This is a genomic window from Bacillus sp. ok061, assembly GCF_900108285.1.
GTDB classification, from domain to species: domain Bacteria; phylum Bacillota; class Bacilli; order Bacillales; family Bacillaceae_G; genus Bacillus_A; species Bacillus_A thuringiensis_S.
The window spans coordinates 36,357-54,786 of record NZ_FNUW01000004.1; the positions used below are offsets into that span (position 1 = coordinate 36,357).

Genomic DNA, 18,430 nt, shown 5'->3' on the forward strand with positions numbered 1-18,430 from the left:
TGGAAGGGGGCCTTTATATGGAATCACGCGAGTGGGAACGTATTGTTGATCATCTTCTTTCGCTAGTGCCTCTTTTTTATCGCAAATTTATGCTTCCTGGAGAATTTTCTTCTCAAAGACATATGCCGCCATCACATACACAAGTATTACTGCTTTTGCATGAAAACGGCACATTAGCAGTTTCCGAAATCGGCAAGCGGCTAGCGATTTCACGGCCTAACATGACACCTCTATTAAACAAACTTATTCAAGAAGAACTAATAGAGCGTCATTATAGCGAAAAAGATCGACGGGTCATTTTAATTTCCCTAACAGCTGAAGGGAAATTATTAGTAAATCAGTATCAGCAATTCATTTTAGACAAACTAAAAGAAAATTTCCAAACATTATCTGAGGAAGAGCGCGAAAAGCTCATTCATTCTCTTCAAACCATTCAAAATTTAATTTTGAAAACAAACGTATAAAGCTGCTTCTAAATAGAAGCAGCTTTATGATTCGTAATAGTTACCATAGTACACATTGGAATATGGCCATGTTGTTAAATATGGTTTTTTTTCCTGTGTAGGCTGTTGTTGTGGTATTTGTGGTATTTGTGGTATTTGTGATAATTGCTGTAATTGTTGTTGCCGATATAATTCGTATTGTCTACTCGTATCATAAACCGGATAATAATTTACATATGGATATACTTGAGGTACGTAATAATAATACATTATCCTCTCCTCCTTTTTCTTAAACATATTCAAAGGAGAAAATGGATGTGACATTGTTTATAATTGTACAAGTGGTTCTCTCACTCGTTTCTTCCTTTTCTTCAAGCGTAACTTACGGTTCTTTTCGTATAAATAATGCACAACGAAATACGAAATGAGACCAAACACAACTCCTAAAATCGTCATTCCAATTAATACATACACTTCACTTTGTAATAAGCTCTTTAATATCGTAAAAATGTGACTTGAAAACAAGTCTGATATCTTAAATGGTTCATGATGAATTTTCTGTACATGAAATGGATAAATCATTTTTCCTAGCGCATACGCAAGCGGAAATAAAAATACTGGGAGAAACGATATTTTCCCAATAATATTGCCAATAACTGCCGCAGGAAAAGATCCCTTTGCTAACCTGACGATTGGATAAAATATTACATATACGAGCGATGCCGTATAAATGACTAACATTTCTAAGCCGAATCCTATAGCAAACCCTAACGATACTTTCTTTGCGCCTTCTGGCGATCGAAGCAACTTATAATATTGAAACTTTAATATTCTCCACATCCGCTGAAAAAACGAATATGTTTTCTTAGTTGTTTTCACCCTCATCATCTCTTTAACTATATTTTTATATGTAGTATGTCCTTACACACTCTGAAAAACAAATTTAGTTTTCTCTTTTATTATAAATGATATCGAAATGGTTAACCAAATATACATCCGACATTTTAATATAAAAAAACCTCCCTTTTAGGAAGGCTCTTCTACATTTTTAAATAAACTCACTAATAACGCTTTTTGAGCATGCAATCGATTACCAGCTTGCTCAAAGACGATAGAATGTGGTCCATCTATAATTTCTCCTGTTACTTCTTCTTCACGATGGGCAGGTAAACAGTGTAAGAAACGATATGTTTGCTTCGCATGCTTAACAAGTTCGTTATTGATTTGGTATGGCTGAAATAAAGTATATTTCTCTTCTTCGCCCTCTTGCCCCATGCTCATCCAAACGTCAGTATAAATGAAATCTGCTTCATTCACCGCTAATTCAGGATCATGCAAAACTTCAATTTCAGCTCCTGTTTCCTTGGCAATCGCTAACGCTTTTTTTACAATCTCTTCATTCGGTTCATATCCTACAGGCGTTGCAACAGTCATATGCATTCCGACTTTTGCACTCGCTAGCAACAATGAATGACATACATTATTTCCGTCACCTACGTAAGCCAATTTTATTCCTTTAAATGTATTTGTTTCTTCATATATCGTCATGAGGTCTGCCAATGCTTGACAAGGATGATGATCATCCGTTAAACCGTTAATAACAGGAATACTCGATTCTTTTGCAAGCTCTTCTACATCCGCGTGTGAGAATGTACGTATCATGATCCCGTCAATATACTGCGATAATACTTTCGCAGTATCTGAAACGCTTTCTCCTCTTCCCATTTGCATCTCTTTCCCACTTAAAAACATACCATGTCCCCCGAGTTGTACCATTCCCGCTTCAAAAGATACACGAGTACGAGTTGAATGCTTATCAAAAATAAGCCCTAATATTTTGCCTTGTAATAAAGGCTCTTGCTTATTCTTTTTTAAATATATAGCGAACTCAATTAACGAAATAATTTCTTCTTTCGTTAATTCTTCTAATGTTAAAAGATCTTTCGTATTTAATTTCGGTACTTGTACAGTTGACATGAAACTTCCCCCTTATATGATTGATACGTTTTTTGTACAAACTACTTTTTTTATTATATATACTGCCTGTTCTAACTCTTCATTCGTAACAATGAGTGGCGGTAATAGTCTTATAACATTAGGCCCTGCTTGTAATACGAGAAGTCCTTCGTTTTCTAGTTGTTCTATAAAATTTGCAACTTCATGCTTACACTCAATCCCAATCATAAGCCCCTTACCACGTATATTTTGAATACATTCGACATGTTGTAATTCCTCTTGCAACTTCTCTAATACGTACTCGCCTTTTTCTTGTACTTCTTTTAAAAACGATGGTCTTTTACTTACTTGCAATACTTCTTTCGCTGCAGCCATCGCGATGTAATTCCCGCCAAAAGTTGAACCGTGCGATCCTGCAGTAAACGACGTTCCGAGCTCTTTCCGGCCAATCATCGCTCCGACAGGAACCCCATTCCCAAGTGCCTTTGCCACGGTAACGATATCAGGATCTATTCCCACTTGTTCATAAGCGAATAGTGTTCCAGTTCTTCCTATCCCTGTTTGAACTTCGTCTATAATAAATAAGGAACCGAACTTATTACATAATGTTTCAATCTCTTTCAAAAAAGGTAGATCAGCAGGTATTACTCCTCCCTCTCCTTGAACAACTTCTACCATTACCGCCGCAACTTCTTCATTCATTACTTCCTCTAATGCTTTAATATCGTTAAAAGGGATATGTAAAAAAGATGGAAGTAATGGACCAAATCCTTCTTTTACCTTATCTTGGCCCGTTGCACTCATCGTTCCAAATGTTCTACCGTGAAAAGACTGCTGGCATGTTACGACGAGAGATTTTCCAGTATGCTTACGTGCTAACTTTAAAGCCGCTTCATTTGCCTCTGCCCCACTATTACAGAAAAACACATAATCTAATGCTCTATTTTCTGTTAATAATGACGCAACTTCTTCTTGCAAGCTGTTTGTAAACAGGTTAGATATATGCCATATATCATCAAGTTGCTCTTGTACACCTTTGAGAACAGTAGGGTGACAATGTCCTAAATTACATACGCCAATTCCTGATGTGAAATCTAAATATTCCTTACCGTTATTATCAATAACTTTCGTTCCAGTTCCATTTACAAACTCAATAGTTCTTCTGCCATACGTTTGAAAAAGATGACTCGTCATGCAATACTCACACCTTTCGTTACCGTCGTTCCAATACACTCTCCCGTAACCTCAGTAAAATCTTTTGTACCATTCACAATACTTATCTTTTGCACTCCCATTTTCAATGAAACTAGCGCCGCCTGTACTTTCGGAATCATCCCGCCTGTAATAACTCCTTTTTCTATAAGAGTTGTAATTTCAGATTCATCCGTTTCCTTTACCAAATTCCCTTCATGTAATATTCCATCTACATCCGTAATAAAAACAAGCTCTTTTGCCCCTAACGCGGCCGCAATCCCAGCCGCAGCATTGTCCGCATTTATGTTATAAATTTCATTACCATTTACCCCGATTGGAGCAATAACAGGAATATACTCCATATTTATTAATCCTTTTAATAAGGCTGTTTCTACATAACTTACTTCCCCCACATATCCTATCTCTTCGCTGACAGGTTGAACTTGAAGTAAATTGCCGTCACACCCTGAACAACCTACAGCAAGTAAATTATGCTTTTGTAAATTCATTACGAGTTTTTTATTCGTACTTCCGCATAGCACCATTTGAACAACATCCATAACTTCTTTTGGTGTTACGCGTAATCCATCTCTTTTTTCTACGTTGATGTTACAATCTTTTAATTTGGCATCAATTTCTGGCCCACCACCATGGACAATCACTACTTTATACTTCTGCTGTAATTTCTTTATACAATCAAAAAACACACCATTTAATTGATTCAACATACTACCGCCGCATTTCACTACAATATAATCGCTCATCTTCCCTCTCCTTATGTACGATAACAAGCGTTTATTTTCACATACTCATAGCTTAAGTCACAGCCCCAAGCTGATCCTGTCTCTTCACCTAAATGTAAATACACATTAATGACTATTTCATCTTCTTGTAATCTCTCTTTCATTTCTTCTTCAGAAAATGTTTGAGGCTCACTATTTTTTAATACCGATATAGATTGAAGAGTAATGTCAATTGTATTCGGATTAATAGCTACTTCACTTTGTCCAATACTGCTAATAATTCGCCCCCAGTTTGGGTCTTCACCATGTATTGCTGTTTTCACAAGACTCGAACCGACTATTTGCTTTGCAATTTTTTTTGCCTCTTCATTCGTTTGAGCTCCTAGCACATTTACTTCTATTAACTTCGTAGCGCCTTCACCATCTTGCGCAATTTTTTTCGCTAAATCTTCACATACCTTCTGTAAAGTACCTACGAAAGTTTCCCAATCTGTATGTTCCATATTTATCGGCCTTGTTTCTGATAATCCACTTGCCATAACGATGACCATATCATTCGTAGAAGTATCTCCATCTACCGTGATTTGATTAAATGTATGATTCGTTATTTGTGATAACGCTGTTTGCAATACGTCATGCTCTATATGAGCATCTGTCGTAATAAAACTAAGCATCGTTGCCATATTCGGATGAATCATCCCTGAACCTTTTGCAACACCCGCAATCGCCACTTTCTTCCCATCAATAATCATTTCATAGCAAGTTTCTTTCGTTATAAGATCCGTCGTTAAAATTGCTTCCGAAAAAGAATATGCTTCACTTTCTTCCTTCGTCGGTATAAGAGTTGCAACTCCCTTTCGGATTATATCCATCGGCAGTGGAACACCAATTACACCTGTTGAAGCTACTGCAACGTAATTTTCTTTCATCCCAAAATGTTCCGCCCCTAATGCGCGCATCTCGTATGCGTCTTGTAATCCTTTCATTCCAGTACAAGCATTTGCATTTCCACTATTAACGATAATTGCTTGTAACTTCCCTTCTGCCGTTATACTATCCTTCGTTACTTGCAAAGGAGCTGCTTGTATTTGATTCGTTGTATACACAGCGGCACATGATGCTGGTACATCACAAACGATGGCACCTAAATCCTTTTTCTCCTTTTTTAAACCATTTGCAGTACCAATTGCCGAAAAGCCTTTCGGCGTTACAATTGAACCATTTTCTAATTTTGTAATAGACGCTACTTTAATCATCATGTCCCCCTTATAGATAAAGCGGCATATGTTGTAAACCTGTTGTCTCTTCTAGTCCCGCTATTATGTTTGCATTTTGAATCGCTTGCCCAGCCGCGCCTTTCATCATATTGTCTATAACAGAAACGACCGTAACTCTTTCAGTTCTTTCATCGTAAGCTATGCCAATATCACAATAATTTGAGCCTCTCACTTCTTTTGGACTTGGAAATTTCCCTTGCGTACAAATTCGGATGAAAGGCGATTGTTCATACGTTTCTTCATACAATTTTTGAAGTTGCTTTATTTCCATCTTTTGTTTTACATTTGCATAAAGTGTAATCATGATTCCTCGTGATATCGGTATTAAATGTGTGCTAAATGTAATTGGCTGTAATTCACTATTCCATTCTGTAAGCATTTGCTCAATCTCTGGAACGTGCTGATGCTGGTTTACTTTATAGATATGTAAGTTATCGTATAGCTCAGGAAAATGAGTCATTGTTGTTGGTGTTTTTCCTGCTCCTGATACCCCTGATTTCGCATCAATAATAATCGAATCTTCTTCAATCATGCCGCTACGTACTAACGGCGCTATCGCTAGCAATGTGGCTGTAGCAAAACATCCTGGGTTTGCAATTAAATTTGCCTTTTGAATCCTAGTCCTCTTCCATTCACTTAACCCATACACTGCTTCTCTAAGAATTTCTTCTTTCGCTGCTGGCCTTTTATACCATAGTTCATATGACGAAGGATCTATCATACGAAAGTCTCCAGATAGGTCAATTACTTTTAAACCTTCTGCTACTAACTTGGGAGTTAACTCCGCCGATACTCCTGCTGGGGTTGCTAGAAATACAATTTCTGCTTCTTTTCCTATCGTCTCCACATCAATTTCTTGTAACGTATGAAAAAGGACATTTCGAAGATGCGGATATACATTTGTTATACACTCACCAACTTGTGAAAAAGAATGGAGAGATGCTATCGAAAAATATGGATGTTGTTCTAATAAACGAATTAACTCAATGCCCCCATATCCAGTGGCTCCAATAATTGCGACTTTCATAAGTTCCTCCTCATATCGATTCTTTAAATTAAGTATGATTATAATATTGTATATTTATAGAGTCAATTAAATATTTATAAATTTTTAAATCTAAAAAAACTTAATTTTACTAGAAAAATAATATACTCAACCTAATTTTTATACAAAAATAGTGCATAGTAGTTTTTTTATTTCACTTCAAGTACAATAAAACAATACATACGTACATACAGGCGGGGAAAAATATGAACGAAAAATTAATTGAGAAAATGATTATAAAAAGTTTTCAACAATATCAATGCAGTCCAATATCAACAGAAGATCTGGAAATGCTAGTGAAACATATTCAAACGGTGACTCATTCAAATATTGAAATTGATTTATACGAGGAAATTGAGGATATTGTTTATGATTATGTAACTGGAAAACAATAAAAAATAGGAGATTTCCATATGGAAATCTCCTATTTTTTACTTAATGATTTACCTGCTACACGTTCAAATAAACTTGGGAATAAAGCATAAAGTTTCGGGCCAATTCCCATCCACTTCGGTAAGTTTACTTCACGTTTTTTCGTGTGCATCGACTTTACGATTTGTTCTGCTACGTATGTTGGTTTTAACATGTAACGTCCCATATTCTTTACATATGTACCAGATTGATCCGCTATTTCAAAAAAGTTTGTATCTATCGGACCTGGATTAATTGCTGTAACATAAATATCTGTATTCGCTAATTCCATGCGTAAACTATTCGTAAATCCTAATACAGCATGTTTCGTTGCTGCATACGCACTTGATTTCGGAGTTGCAATTTTTCCGGCAAGGGAAGCAATATTAATAATATGTCCTTCGTTCTTGTTTACCATATAAGGTAGTACCGCTTTCGTACATGCTACTAATCCAAATACATTTACTTGGAACATATCTTTTACTTCACCCATTGACGCATCTTCAAACGTTTTAAAAATACCAAATCCCGCATTGTTTACTAATATATCAATACGTCCTACTTCTTGTAATACCTTTGAAAAAACAGACTGTACTTCCATCTCTTCACTTACATCTAATACATAATAATAGCAAGGCGTATTATAAGTTTCTTTAATTTTGTCTACTAACGCTTGTAGTTTCTCTTCTGTTCGAGCCATTAATACTGGAGTCGCTCCCTGTGCTGCAACTTGCATTGCAACTTGCTCACCAATCCCACTAGAAGCACCTGTAATGACGATTACTTTATTTTGTAAACGTCCTGTCATTGCTGTCACCTACTTTGCATAATAAATCAATTGTTGCGACGACTCATCAATCATCACTTGTTGATTATATGCTAAATAGTCCAATTGTCCAACCGTTTCTGAAATAGTAAGTGGTAATTGTTCTTTATATAATACCGGAAATAGTTTTACACATACTTCAAATGCTGTCATTGGTTTTTCCTTTAATAACTCAAGTACTTTAAAAGCACGTGTTTCTTGCTTTTGTAATCTCGTTTCAATAAGTTGTTTCACATTTAGAACATCTTCCCCATGCCCTGATAAAATGCGTGAAATATTCATTTCGCTTAAACGCTGTAATGTTTGGTTATATTGTAGTAATGGGCGTGCCCGTTCTGTTTGCCCTTCATATGGTGGTTCTAGTATTGGATTCGAAGAAATATGACTGATGAGAGCATCTCCACCAATTAATATTCCATCAGATTCTCTATATAAAGAAATATGAGTAGAAGCATGACCTGGTGTTTCAAGTACTATAAATCCAGGCAAAGAATCAATACGATCTCCTTCTCTCACAGTATGCGTTAACGATCTATTACAAGAATATTTAAGTGTCCTCGTCGTCAATAACGACTCGTCTTTCAAAAATGCTGCTGGCACACCAAACTGTAAGGCCGTCTCTCTAAAAAATTCATGATACCGCTTTAAAAATTCTGGATTTTGTGTGATCCAAGGCTCATTCCAAGGATGTCCAATAATATTCGTCTTCTCAGAAAATATATTTAAAAGTCCACAATGATCTGCATGATGATGCGTAATGACTACTGTTTCAATATCTTCTATCGTATGTCCTAATGCACCTAATTGACTTTCTAACGCATTCCTTGCCTCTTCTGTATTCGTCCCTGTATCAATTAATGTTAATGTCTCCCCCTCAACTAAAAACACATTCACAGTTTCCACTGCAAATGGTACAGGAATCTCCATTCGGTGAATCGCCGTCATGCTTAGCCCCCCTGTCTCTTTCCGGTTCAAAAATGAATACTTCTTCAGTTTACAACTTCTATATATATTTGTCATTATTTTCAGATAAAAAGAGGTGTTTCCTCTAAAAAAACGAATGTATGTACATTTATAAGAATTTCTAACCAAAATTAAAGGAGGAACATCATGTCTATTCAAAACATTTCCTTTCTCGGTGCAGGCTCCATTGCCGAAGCCATTATTGGTGGCTTGTTACATGCAAATGTTGTTAAAGGTGAACAAATTACTGTAAGTAATCGTTCTAACGAGACAAGATTACAAGAGCTACATAAAAAATACGGTGTCAAAGGTACTCATAATAAAAAAGAATTACTTACTGATGCAAATATTCTTTTTCTAGCAATGAAACCAAAGGATGTTGCAGAAGCGCTTACCCCTTTTAAAGAATACATAAATAATAACGTGCTTATTATTTCATTACTAGCAGGTGTTTCTACTCACTCAATTAGAAAACTACTTCAAAAAGACGTTCCAATTATTCGTGCAATGCCAAATACATCCGCAGCCATTTTAAAATCAGCTACCGCTATCTCCCCTTCAAAACATGCAACAGCGGAACATATTCGCACTGCAACATCTTTATTTGAAACGATTGGTCTCGTCTCTGTTGTAGAGGAAGAAGATATGCATGCTGTCACTGCATTATCTGGAAGTGGACCTGCTTATATTTATTACGTAGTGGAAGCTATGGAAGAAGCTGCAAAAAAAATTGGTTTAAAAGAAGATGTTGCAAAATCACTTATTCTTCAAACGATGATTGGTGCTGCTGAAATGCTAAAAGCAAGTGACAAACACCCTTCTATTTTGCGAAAGGAAATTACTTCTCCTGGTGGAACTACTGAAGCAGGTATTGAAATATTACAAGAACATAAATTTCAACAAGCACTTATTTCTTGTATTACACAGGCAACGAAACGATCACATAATCTTGGAAAAACATTAGAACAACTAACAAAAGAAAAATAGAAAAAGGAGCTCAAGTTTATTTGAGCTCCTTTTTCTATAATTACACTTAGTTATTGTTCTTCCCAAAAATCTCTTCTTGCAGGCGACGACCAGTCGGCGTTGCTGCAAGTCCACCTTCTGCTGTTTCACGAAGTGCTACTGGCATCGTTTGTCCAATTCTAAACATTGCCTCAATTACTTCATCACATGGAATTGTACTCGTTACACCAGCTAATGCTAAATCTGCTGAAATCATCGCATTCGCAGCTCCTGCTGCATTACGTTTTACACAAGGTACTTCTACAAGTCCTGCAACAGGATCGCACACTAAACCAAGCATGTTCTTTAATGAAATTGCCATCGCTGTAGCTGCTTGATCTTGTGTTCCACCAGCCATCTCAACTGCAGCTGCAGCCGCCATTCCACTTGCTGAACCAACTTCAGCTTGGCATCCTCCTGCCGCACCAGAAATACAAGCATTATTCGCAACAACCATACCGAAAGCTCCTGCTGTAAATAAGAACTCAATCATTTCTTCACGTGTAGGCTGCAATTTTTCTCTTAGTGCAAATAGTACACCTGGCACTGTTCCAGCAGACCCTGCTGTTGGTGTTGCACAAATAATTCCCATCGCTGCGTTTACTTCATTTGTTGCAACAGCTTTGCTTACTGCATCCAAAATCGTATCTCCAGATAAGCCTTTTCCACTCTTCATATACGCTTGAACTTTTACAGCATCTCCACCAGTTAAACCAGTTGGTGATTTCACGCCGCGAATACCACGTTCTACTGCTTGTTCCATCACGACTAAGTTCTTTTCCATACCAGCAATTACTTCTTCACGTGAAATACGTCTTGTTTCCATTTCACATTGAATCATAATTTCTGCGATTTTTACATTTTGTTCTTTAGCTTGCGCCACTAGTTCCGCTGCGTTCCGAAACATGGTGTGTCCCCCCTGCAATTAATCCATAATAGTTACTTGACAAATATTTTGTTGCGCTTTTATTTCTTCAATCACTTCATCTGCTAATAATTCATCTGTTTCAATAACCATAAGCGCTCTTCTTCCTTTTTCTTTACGAGAAACACTCATTGTACTAATGTTAATCTCGTGTGTAGCAAGGATTGAAGCCACCGCTGCAATAGCACCAAAGCGATCGTTATTTACAATAAGTAGTGCTGGACTTGTGCCTGATAATTGAAGATCGAATCCGTTTAATTCTACAACTTCAATTTTACCGCCACCAATTGAGCAAGCAACAACTTCAATTTCTTCTTCACCTTTATACAAACGAATTCTTGCTGTATTTGGGTGAGGTGCATTGGCATCTTCTTCAATGAATTCCACTTCAATTCCGCGCTCTTTTGCTATTTCTAGCGCCTCTGGAATACGTAAGTCATCTGTTTCAAATCCCAATATTCCACCGATTAGTGCTACATCCGTACCATGCCCTCGATACGTCTTTGCAAATGATCCATATAACGAAATGCTTACTCTTTCTGGTTCATGACGAAACAGCTGGCGAGCAACTTGCCCCATTCTTGCCGCGCCTGCTGTATGTGAACTTGATGGTCCAATCATAACTGGACCGATAATATCAAATACTGAGCGATACTTCATCATAACTCCCCCTAAACCTCTATGCAAAAATTTATTCTACTATTCTATTAAGCTGCTACATCTGTCGCTTTTCCAGTTGTACCACGAATTTGTTCTGCTGTATGAATTGGATAATTTTTGAATAAAAGTAATCCAATATAACCTGAAATAATACCAGTTATAATAATACATAAGAATCTTAGCATTATTCTCATTAAAAAATGATATAAGATCCTCCACAATAAAGTCTGGTAGCAATCCAAAGTTTAACACAGAAGCCATTGCAAGGACAGCATAAACAAGTGATATAACCATTGCTAATACAACTAAATTTGCACCCGCTACTCCGCCTAGGCTACCTGCTGATGTTCTGAACTCTTTTAAAGAGTGGTGTACCAATTAACTCTCCACCACCTTATTAATAAAAAGCTTCTACTAAGGAACTCGCAATAGTTACACTAGCTAATCATATCGTTTAGCTAAAAAGTGAAAAAGACTTAGTACACATAATAGTAATATCTTTCCTATTATAATTCTCGTGTTACTCTCTCATGGTTTAGTCAACTTCACTTGTTACGATAATGACTAAAATGCATGTGACTTATCATAAATTATAATCTGTCCTCATTATAGCTTGTTTTTTATAAAACGCTTACTTTTGTTGAATTTTAAAAGTTCTGAATAAAAGTCCGTTTCTGCTATTTGTATCACTTGTATGTCATCTGACTTATATAACAGTTTTTCTAAATGATCATTATTTCGTATTTTTATCCTATATATTCAAACCATCCTAATTTTCTGTATCATCCAAGTATAAGTATAAAATAATAACAGTTTTATTTTTAAATTTTTTTAGACATAAAAAAATGGCAACCCGTTGTTACCATTTTTTACAAAACTATCATTTTTCTACTGGGAATGATTTCAAATCCGTCGCTATTTCTGTATTAGAAAACAACTCTCTTGCCTCTTTCAATAATTCCTTATATGTATCTCCTTGATAGCGAGAACTAATGTGAGTTAAGATTAATCGCTTCGCATTTGCCTGAAGTGCAATGCTCGCAGCTTGCTTAGATGTGGAATGAAAATAATCATGCGCTTGTTGCTCATCTGCTGCTGCGAAAGTCGCTTCATGGACAAGTACATCTGCATCTTGCGCAAGCTCCCTACTCGCTTCGCAATATCGCGTATCACCTAAGATAGTAATAATTCTTCCTTTTTGGGGTGGGCCGATAAACTCATTTCCATTTAATATCGTGCCATCCTCTAATTCAACTACTTCTCCATCTTTTAAACGTTTAAAGATTGGACCTGGTTTCACACCCATCTCAAGCAACTTATCAACTAAAAGAGCACCTTGTATATCTTTCTCTACAATACGATATCCAAAACATTCTATGCCGTGTGACAATCTTTTCGTTTCTACACAAAATTCATTATCTTCAAATACGGTACCTTCTTCTGTTATCTCCACAACTTCAAGTGGATATTTCACATGTGTCGTACTTACCGATAATGCCACTTCAATAAATTGTTTAATTCCTTTCGGCCCATACACCGTTAAAGGCGTAGTTCCTCCTTGAAATGAACGGCTACCTAATAAACCAGGCAATCCAAAAATATGATCGCCATGTAAATGCGTAATAAATATTTTCTCAATGCGGCGCGGACGTACCGATGTATGTAATATTTGATGTTGCGTGGCCTCGCCACAATCAAATAACCAAGTCTGTCCTCGTTCTTCTAACAATTGTAAAGCAATTGCTGAAACGTTCCTTCCTTTTGAAGGAACACCTGCACCAGTTCCTAAAAATACAAATTCCACTTTCTTTCCTCCAGCTCTAAATATACTCTATCTCTCATCTTACGGAATGTTATTTCAAATGGCAAATCGAATTTACATAACCAATCATCTAGACAACTATATAACACGAACGTTATACTTAAAAAATTTAGCAATCGTTCGTGTTTTGTGGTAAAATAATTATACTACATTTTAAGGGAGCGTTTTATTATGAAAGAAGTATTTCGTTTACAAACTGATTTTTCATCTTCATTTGATCGCTGGGTAAGTTCTTTCGTGTCTGATCACCCAGCACAATTAGAATGGACAACTTTAAAGGAATTAATCCATGAATATACAACATCACATACAAATGATACGTTACCAGCATATATTTCTTCAGCTTTAACATATTACGCCCAACGCGTTCCAACTACAAACAGTTCAGAGATTGTTATTTTTGAAAACCCTACAATCTTGTAATCTATAATAAAAAAGCACTGGTTACAGTGCTTTTTTATTTATACTTATTTAGCAAATGATCATATTCCGTCCAAAAGTCTGTATACATGCTTTGATCAAACTCATCTAAAATTATCTTTTCACTTGATTTATTGAATAATTCTTTTGCTTGTAGTGCAAAAGAAACAATTTGTTTTTTATATTCATTTTCATTCAATTCTATATGAAGCCCTTCATAGTATATAGCCTTTTGATCAGTAGAAATAACTTTGACACAATCCTTTAAAACCACATTTTCACCTATATGGTTTATAGTCCAATGAATTGAAATTGGGCATCCTAACATGAGCATAGTGCCACATCCGTGTAAAATAAGCCCATCTTCATTTTCAATATCACAAATATATTCTTTATCTAAAGTTCGTAACAAAGCTAAAGCTGATTCACTTATTCCCCACTCCTCATCCATACCTGTTTGTGTAATAATCGTTCCAGCCACATTTAAATATATTTCTCCGTGTGAACATAAATCTTCCTGCTCATTAAACAACCACTTTTGATTCTCAATATTTATAATAAAATTTTGTGGTACCATTACAAATTCCCCTTTTATAAAAATATTTATTTTCCACATTATTTATAATCAATATCATGCATTTCATCCCATATATCTATTATAAATCCATTTAATATTTTAAAAACACAGATAAAAAAGATATTGACACTACGATTTTACAGTGCTAATATTCAACATGTAATTGAATATGGTCTCTGTTAGGTGAGGCTCCTGTATAGAGAAACGCTGCTGCCCAAAAATGTCGAGAGACGCCAATGGGTCAACAGGAAAGGTCGGAATGAAGGCCTTTTTTAACGTAGCTGGTTTCAGTACCTATGCTATACAGTGCTAAAACTCAACGAGGGAGAGGTGCATGTATTTTGTCATACACAAAAACTGTTTTTATTTATGTCTACTAACAGTCTTTGTTGTGGACTCTTTTAACTGCGAATTCAGACCTTTACTCGTTTTGAGTAAAGGTCTTTTTACGTCTATATGCACCTTACTATGAAACAAACATAGCATATTCAGAAACTACTAAATTGTACGGAGGTGAGGAACAGTTGGCAATTGATGATTCGGCCCAGATACTCATACGTTTTACATTCATATTTCATCATGTAGGTAGGAAAGAAACTGTTCCTCACCATTTCAAATAGTTAGGTAACAGATTGTTTCCTCCTTCATGACAGAGGAGGAACTACCGATGTTTAATTTACAAAGACAAGAAACAAAGCATGCTTATGAGCAAGATAGCATGAAAACAAATAACGAATTATTAGTGGAGGTTGCAACACAAGATGTAAGCTCTGCGTTAAAACTTTTAGAAACAACACAAGATGGATTATCTAAACAAGAAGCGTCTCGTAGACTTTCTTTATATGGTCCGAACGAAATAGCTCATAATAAAATGGCGCCGTGGTACATTCAATTTCTGTTGGCATTTAAAAACCCATTTATTTTCGTTTTATTAGTTCTTGGAGCACTCTCCTTTTTCACGGATGATATGCAAGGAACGATTGTCGTATCTGTAATGGTCCTACTTAGTGCAACGATTCGGTTTTCACAAGAATTCCGTTCTCAAAAAGCTGCCGATAAGTTAAAAGCTATGGTTCGAACAACTGCGAGCGTATTTAGAATAAATGGATTTGTACATGAAACAAAAAATGTAAAGAATTTAAACCGAAATTACACAACAGAAATTCCAATTGAGGAACTTGTACCTGGCGATATTATTTCCCTTTCAGCTGGTGATATCGTTCCAGCTGATGTGCGTGTTGTATCCGCTAAAGATTTATTTGTTAATCAATCTTCTTTGACAGGGGAAGCACTTCCTGTAGAAAAATACGAACGCTGCTACCATACAGAAAATAAGCATATCTTACCGAAAAACATGAAAAAAAATTACAATCCACTCGATATGGAAAACCTTTGCTTCATGGGAACAAATATTGTAAGTGGTAGCGCAAAAGCTGTTGTCATCTCAATAAGTACCGATACGTATTTCGGCTCTTTAGCAAATAAGGTAATTGGAAAGCGTGTAGAAACAAGCTTTGATAAAGGTGTAAACAAAGTAAGCTGGCTCTTAATTACATTCATGCTTATTATGGCGCCTATTGTCCTTCTCATTAATGGATTCACAAAAGGAGATTGGCAAGAAGCTTTCTTCTTCGCTATTGCCGTTGCTGTTGGCCTTACACCTGAAATGTTACCCATGATTGTAACTGCTAATCTAGCTAAAGGTGCCGTTAACATGTCTAAGCAAAAAGTAATTGTAAAACAGCTAAATTCTATTCAAAACTTAGGCGCTATGAACATTCTTTGTACAGATAAAACCGGAACTTTAACAGAAGATAAAGTTGTCCTTGTTCGTCACTTAGATCCTAATGGAAATAAATGCAATCGCGTCTTACAATTTGCCTATTTAAATAGTTTCTATCAAACTGGATTGAAAAATTTAATAGATAAAGCTGTTATTAAGCATACAGAGGAAAATAATAAATTTAATCCATCAGCTTTTCAAAAGCTAGATGAAATTCCATTCGATTTCGCCCGCCGGCGTATGTCAGTCATCGTAAAAGATATTTCAGGTGAACATACAATGGTTTGTAAAGGTGCCGTAGAAGAAATTTTATCAATTTGTAATTACACTGAAGTGGATGAAAAAGTCGTTCCACTCACCGAGGAAATACGTTCAAATGTCAAAAAACTAAGTGAGACATTAAATAGTGAAGGTATGCGGGTTATTGCTGTGGCTTATAAAAAAGATAGAAGAATAAATGATAAAGAGTACGCAGTAAAAGACGAAACAGATATGATTCTCGCTGGATATATCGGCTTTTTAGATCCACCGAAACCATCTGCAGCAGCTGCAATTCAAGCATTACAAAAACATGGTGTACAAGTGAAAATTTTAACTGGCGATAACGAAATTGTTACAAGAAAGGTTTGTAAAGAAGTTGGATTAGATATCGGCGAACCAATCCTCGGTTACGAGATTGATTCTTTACCAGATAAAGCATTAGCAAAACTTGCTGAAGAAACGACTGTATTTGCGAAGCTTAATCCAATGCAAAAATCTCGCATTATACACGCATTACAAGGAAATGGACACACTGTAGGTTACATGGGAGATGGCATTAACGATGCTGTAGCATTACGTGAAGCTGATGTCGGAATATCTGTTGATACTGCTACTGATATTGCGAAAGAAGCTTCTGATATTATTCTACTCGAAAAAAGTTTAACTATATTAGAAGCGGGGATTTTAGAAGGACGTACTACATTCGGAAATATTTTAAAATATATTAAGATGACAGCTAGCTCTAACTTCGGTAATGTGTTTAGCGTGTTAGTAGCAAGTGCTTTCATTCCTTTTTTACCGATGCTTGCCATTCATCTTTTAATTCAAAACTTACTTTATGATATTTCACAACTTTCTATTCCATGGGACAAAATGGATAAAGAGTTTCTAGAAAAACCCCGAAAATGGGATACTGCAAACTTACGAAACTTCATTATTTGTATCGGCCCAATCAGTTCCATATTTGATATTATCACATACGTAGTCATGTGGAATGTATTTGGTGCAAATACACCGAGCGAGCAATCATTATTCCAGTCCGGTTGGTTTGTGGTTGGATTGTTAACACAAACTTTAATTGTTCACATGATACGAACACAGAAGATTCCATTTATTCAAAGCGCTGCATCAACACCAGTCGTTTTATTAACCGCTCTTATTATGGCAATCGGGATTTATATTCCATTCTCACCACTTGGTGCAGCCGTTGGTTTACAATCATTGCCACTTAGCTACTTCCCTTGGTTAGTAGGAATACTATTAGGCTACGCTTTTTTAACACAGTTCCTGAAAAAGCTTTATATTAAAAAGTTTCATAGCTGGTTGTAAAAATAAGAATGAGTGGGTATTCCCCGCTCATTCTAAAAGACATAACACATATTTATATATGGAGGTGACCATGATGGTATGGTACGACATTATATTCAGATTAGTTATAGCAATTATTGTAGGAGCTTGCATCGGAATGGAAAGACAATGGAGACATCGAATGGCTGGGTTACGGACAAATGCTCTCGTATCACTTGGTGCCTGTATATTTGTTTTATTATCCGTCATGCTTAATCATGATGCTAGCCCCTCCCGCATTGCCGCTCAAGTCGTTAGTGGCATTGGCTTTTTAGGGGGTGGCGTTATTATCCGCGATGGTTTTAGTATTAGAGGGCTAAATACGGCAGCTACTTTATGGTGTGCAGCTGCTGTCGGTACTCTTACAGGCGCCGGTTTCCTCGTTGCAGCTATATTAGGTGCAGCCGGCGTGTTACTAGCAAATATACTCCTTCGCCCAATTGCTCTTTTTATGAATAAAAAATCAAAAGAAGAATCACCAGAACAAACGAACTACTTACTTTCCCTTACTTGTTCAGAAGAAAATGAAGCACATATTCGTTTTTTACTTATGCATATGGTAAGTACAGAAGGGCTCGGTTTAAAAGAGTTGTATAGTGAAGACGTAGATTCTAATCGAAAGGTGTGTATACAGGCTACATTACATTGCAAGACAAATGCGGCTATCTTAATTGAAAAAATAGTAAGTAGAATGCTATTAGAATCTGGCGTTACTGGAGCTGGATGGAAGACTTCTTTAGATTTAGAAGCGAGTTAAATAGGAAAGGTGTCA

General features: G+C 36.3%; 20 protein-coding genes and 1 riboswitch. Of the genes, 6 read left to right on the forward strand and 14 right to left on the reverse strand.

Annotated elements, in window-relative coordinates; translation table 11 throughout:
- The first annotated feature begins 17 nt into the window (after positions 1 to 17).
- Positions 18 to 464, forward strand: a complete 447-nt coding sequence (locus C4S65_RS07010) for a MarR family transcriptional regulator (RefSeq protein ID WP_000445819.1) — start codon at positions 18 to 20, stop codon at positions 462 to 464.
- Positions 465 to 488: 24 nt separating this feature from the next.
- Here C4S65_RS07010 and C4S65_RS07015 read toward each other — a convergent pair whose 3' ends face one another.
- The 7 genes from C4S65_RS07015 to argC form a co-directional block, all read right to left on the reverse strand.
- On the reverse strand, positions 489 to 713 hold the full coding sequence (locus tag C4S65_RS07015; protein WP_063675663.1) for a hypothetical protein: 225 nt from the start codon (positions 711 to 713) through the stop codon (positions 489 to 491).
- Positions 714 to 770: 57 nt separating this feature from the next.
- Positions 771 to 1,331, reverse strand: coding sequence for a DUF2062 domain-containing protein (locus C4S65_RS07020; protein WP_002026296.1), 561 nt, complete (start codon positions 1,329 to 1,331; stop codon positions 771 to 773).
- Between the two features lie 138 nt (positions 1,332 to 1,469).
- Positions 1,470 to 2,420, reverse strand: coding sequence for an ornithine carbamoyltransferase (argF, locus tag C4S65_RS07025; protein ID WP_061666314.1), 951 nt, complete (start codon positions 2,418 to 2,420; stop codon positions 1,470 to 1,472).
- A gap of 12 nt (positions 2,421 to 2,432) precedes the next feature.
- Positions 2,433 to 3,593: an acetylornithine transaminase gene (locus C4S65_RS07030; protein ID WP_000200564.1), complete on the reverse strand. Its 1,161-nt coding sequence runs from the start codon at positions 3,591 to 3,593 to the stop codon at positions 2,433 to 2,435.
- Positions 3,590 to 4,357 (reverse strand): acetylglutamate kinase, encoded by a 768-nt coding sequence (argB, locus tag C4S65_RS07035; protein WP_001286798.1) that lies wholly within the window; start codon positions 4,355 to 4,357, stop codon positions 3,590 to 3,592. The genes C4S65_RS07030 and argB overlap by 4 nt, the downstream gene beginning before the upstream one ends.
- 11 nt (positions 4,358 to 4,368) lie before the next feature.
- Positions 4,369 to 5,592: a bifunctional glutamate N-acetyltransferase/amino-acid acetyltransferase ArgJ gene (gene argJ / locus C4S65_RS07040; RefSeq protein ID WP_000598388.1), complete on the reverse strand. Its 1,224-nt coding sequence runs from the start codon at positions 5,590 to 5,592 to the stop codon at positions 4,369 to 4,371.
- Between the two features lie 10 nt (positions 5,593 to 5,602).
- Positions 5,603 to 6,640 carry an N-acetyl-gamma-glutamyl-phosphate reductase gene (gene argC / locus C4S65_RS07045; protein WP_061666313.1) on the reverse strand — a complete coding sequence of 346 codons (1,038 nt, stop codon included), beginning with the start codon at positions 6,638 to 6,640 and terminating at the stop codon, positions 5,603 to 5,605.
- A 224-nt stretch (positions 6,641 to 6,864) separates the two neighbouring features.
- Between argC and C4S65_RS07050 the strand changes: the two genes are divergently transcribed.
- The gene (locus tag C4S65_RS07050) at positions 6,865 to 7,053 is read left to right on the forward strand and encodes a YqzH family protein (RefSeq protein WP_001003226.1); all 189 of its coding nucleotides are present in this window, start codon (positions 6,865 to 6,867) and stop codon (positions 7,051 to 7,053) included.
- Positions 7,054 to 7,082: 29 nt separating this feature from the next.
- Here the strand turns inward: C4S65_RS07050 and C4S65_RS07055 are convergent, their stop codons facing one another.
- Positions 7,083 to 7,877: an SDR family oxidoreductase gene (locus C4S65_RS07055; RefSeq protein ID WP_061666312.1), complete on the reverse strand. Its 795-nt coding sequence runs from the start codon at positions 7,875 to 7,877 to the stop codon at positions 7,083 to 7,085.
- 9 nt (positions 7,878 to 7,886) lie between these two features.
- Positions 7,887 to 8,840, reverse strand: coding sequence for an MBL fold metallo-hydrolase (locus C4S65_RS07060; protein ID WP_000125118.1), 954 nt, complete (start codon positions 8,838 to 8,840; stop codon positions 7,887 to 7,889).
- Positions 8,841 to 9,005: 165 nt separating this feature from the next.
- Between C4S65_RS07060 and proI the strand changes: the two genes are divergently transcribed.
- A complete protein-coding gene (gene proI, locus C4S65_RS07065) occupies positions 9,006 to 9,845 on the forward strand; it encodes a pyrroline-5-carboxylate reductase ProI (protein ID WP_000027255.1) in 840 nt (279 codons plus the stop codon).
- Between the two features lie 46 nt (positions 9,846 to 9,891).
- Here proI and sdaAA read toward each other — a convergent pair whose 3' ends face one another.
- The 4 genes from sdaAA to rnz all read right to left on the reverse strand — a co-directional run bounded on the left by sdaAA (position 9,892) and on the right by rnz (position 13,252).
- Positions 9,892 to 10,770, reverse strand: a complete 879-nt coding sequence (gene sdaAA / locus C4S65_RS07070) for an L-serine ammonia-lyase, iron-sulfur-dependent, subunit alpha (protein WP_000489454.1) — start codon at positions 10,768 to 10,770, stop codon at positions 9,892 to 9,894.
- 18 nt (positions 10,771 to 10,788) lie between these two features.
- Entirely contained in the window at positions 10,789 to 11,448 is a 660-nt protein-coding gene (sdaAB, locus tag C4S65_RS07075) for an L-serine ammonia-lyase, iron-sulfur-dependent subunit beta (protein WP_000877451.1), read from the reverse strand.
- A 39-nt stretch (positions 11,449 to 11,487) separates the two neighbouring features.
- The gene (locus C4S65_RS07080; protein ID WP_086407224.1) at positions 11,488 to 11,826 is read right to left on the reverse strand and encodes a hypothetical protein; all 339 of its coding nucleotides are present in this window, start codon (positions 11,824 to 11,826) and stop codon (positions 11,488 to 11,490) included.
- Between the two features lie 502 nt (positions 11,827 to 12,328).
- Entirely contained in the window at positions 12,329 to 13,252 is a 924-nt protein-coding gene (rnz, locus tag C4S65_RS07085; RefSeq protein ID WP_000397452.1) for a ribonuclease Z, read from the reverse strand.
- Positions 13,253 to 13,441: 189 nt separating this feature from the next.
- On the opposite strand from rnz, the gene C4S65_RS07090 reads away from it, so the two are divergent.
- Positions 13,442 to 13,693 (forward strand): DUF3932 family protein, encoded by a 252-nt coding sequence (locus tag C4S65_RS07090; RefSeq protein WP_061666311.1) that lies wholly within the window; start codon positions 13,442 to 13,444, stop codon positions 13,691 to 13,693.
- Between the two features lie 34 nt (positions 13,694 to 13,727).
- On the opposite strand, the gene C4S65_RS07095 is transcribed toward C4S65_RS07090, so the two are convergent.
- Positions 13,728 to 14,267, reverse strand: a complete 540-nt coding sequence (locus tag C4S65_RS07095; protein ID WP_086407225.1) for a hypothetical protein — start codon at positions 14,265 to 14,267, stop codon at positions 13,728 to 13,730.
- 168 nt (positions 14,268 to 14,435) lie between these two features.
- Positions 14,436 to 14,603, forward strand: a riboswitch (M-box (ykoK) riboswitch).
- 331 nt (positions 14,604 to 14,934) lie between these two features.
- Between C4S65_RS07095 and mgtA the strand changes: the two genes are divergently transcribed.
- Positions 14,935 to 17,640, forward strand: a complete 2,706-nt coding sequence (gene mgtA / locus C4S65_RS07100; RefSeq protein ID WP_140337951.1) for a magnesium-translocating P-type ATPase — start codon at positions 14,935 to 14,937, stop codon at positions 17,638 to 17,640.
- 73 nt (positions 17,641 to 17,713) lie between these two features.
- Positions 17,714 to 18,415 carry an MgtC/SapB family protein gene (locus tag C4S65_RS07105; protein WP_061666308.1) on the forward strand — a complete coding sequence of 234 codons (702 nt, stop codon included), beginning with the start codon at positions 17,714 to 17,716 and terminating at the stop codon, positions 18,413 to 18,415.
- Positions 18,416 to 18,430 lie beyond the last annotated feature (15 nt).

Excerpts from the sequence above, each read along its gene's own strand:
- argB (WP_001286798.1), bottom strand. The coding sequence starts at position 4,357 with ATGAGCGATTATATTGTAGTGAAATGCGGCGGTAGTATGTTGAATCAA.
- argJ (WP_000598388.1), bottom strand. The coding sequence starts at position 5,592 with ATGATTAAAGTAGCGTCTATTACAAAATTAGAAAATGGTTCAATTGTA.
- C4S65_RS07055 (WP_061666312.1), bottom strand. The coding sequence starts at position 7,877 with ATGACAGGACGTTTACAAAATAAAGTAATCGTCATTACAGGTGCTTCT.
- C4S65_RS07090 (WP_061666311.1), top strand. The coding sequence starts at position 13,442 with ATGAAAGAAGTATTTCGTTTACAAACTGATTTTTCATCTTCATTTGAT.
- C4S65_RS07060 (WP_000125118.1), bottom strand. The coding sequence starts at position 8,840 with ATGACGGCGATTCACCGAATGGAGATTCCTGTACCATTTGCAGTGGAA.
- argC (WP_061666313.1), bottom strand. The coding sequence starts at position 6,640 with ATGAAAGTCGCAATTATTGGAGCCACTGGATATGGGGGCATTGAGTTA.
- sdaAB (WP_000877451.1), bottom strand. The coding sequence starts at position 11,448 with ATGAAGTATCGCTCAGTATTTGATATTATCGGTCCAGTTATGATTGGA.
- C4S65_RS07105 (WP_061666308.1), top strand. The coding sequence starts at position 17,714 with ATGGTATGGTACGACATTATATTCAGATTAGTTATAGCAATTATTGTA.
- mgtA (WP_140337951.1), top strand. The coding sequence starts at position 14,935 with ATGTTTAATTTACAAAGACAAGAAACAAAGCATGCTTATGAGCAAGAT.
- argF (WP_061666314.1), bottom strand. The coding sequence starts at position 2,420 with ATGTCAACTGTACAAGTACCGAAATTAAATACGAAAGATCTTTTAACA.
- C4S65_RS07015 (WP_063675663.1), bottom strand. The coding sequence starts at position 713 with ATGTATTATTATTACGTACCTCAAGTATATCCATATGTAAATTATTAT.
- C4S65_RS07095 (WP_086407225.1), bottom strand. The coding sequence starts at position 14,267 with ATGGTACCACAAAATTTTATTATAAATATTGAGAATCAAAAGTGGTTG.
- proI (WP_000027255.1), top strand. The coding sequence starts at position 9,006 with ATGTCTATTCAAAACATTTCCTTTCTCGGTGCAGGCTCCATTGCCGAA.
- C4S65_RS07030 (WP_000200564.1), bottom strand. The coding sequence starts at position 3,593 with ATGACGAGTCATCTTTTTCAAACGTATGGCAGAAGAACTATTGAGTTT.
- sdaAA (WP_000489454.1), bottom strand. The coding sequence starts at position 10,770 with ATGTTTCGGAACGCAGCGGAACTAGTGGCGCAAGCTAAAGAACAAAAT.
- C4S65_RS07010 (WP_000445819.1), top strand. The coding sequence starts at position 18 with ATGGAATCACGCGAGTGGGAACGTATTGTTGATCATCTTCTTTCGCTA.
- C4S65_RS07050 (WP_001003226.1), top strand. The coding sequence starts at position 6,865 with ATGAACGAAAAATTAATTGAGAAAATGATTATAAAAAGTTTTCAACAA.
- C4S65_RS07020 (WP_002026296.1), bottom strand. The coding sequence starts at position 1,331 with ATGATGAGGGTGAAAACAACTAAGAAAACATATTCGTTTTTTCAGCGG.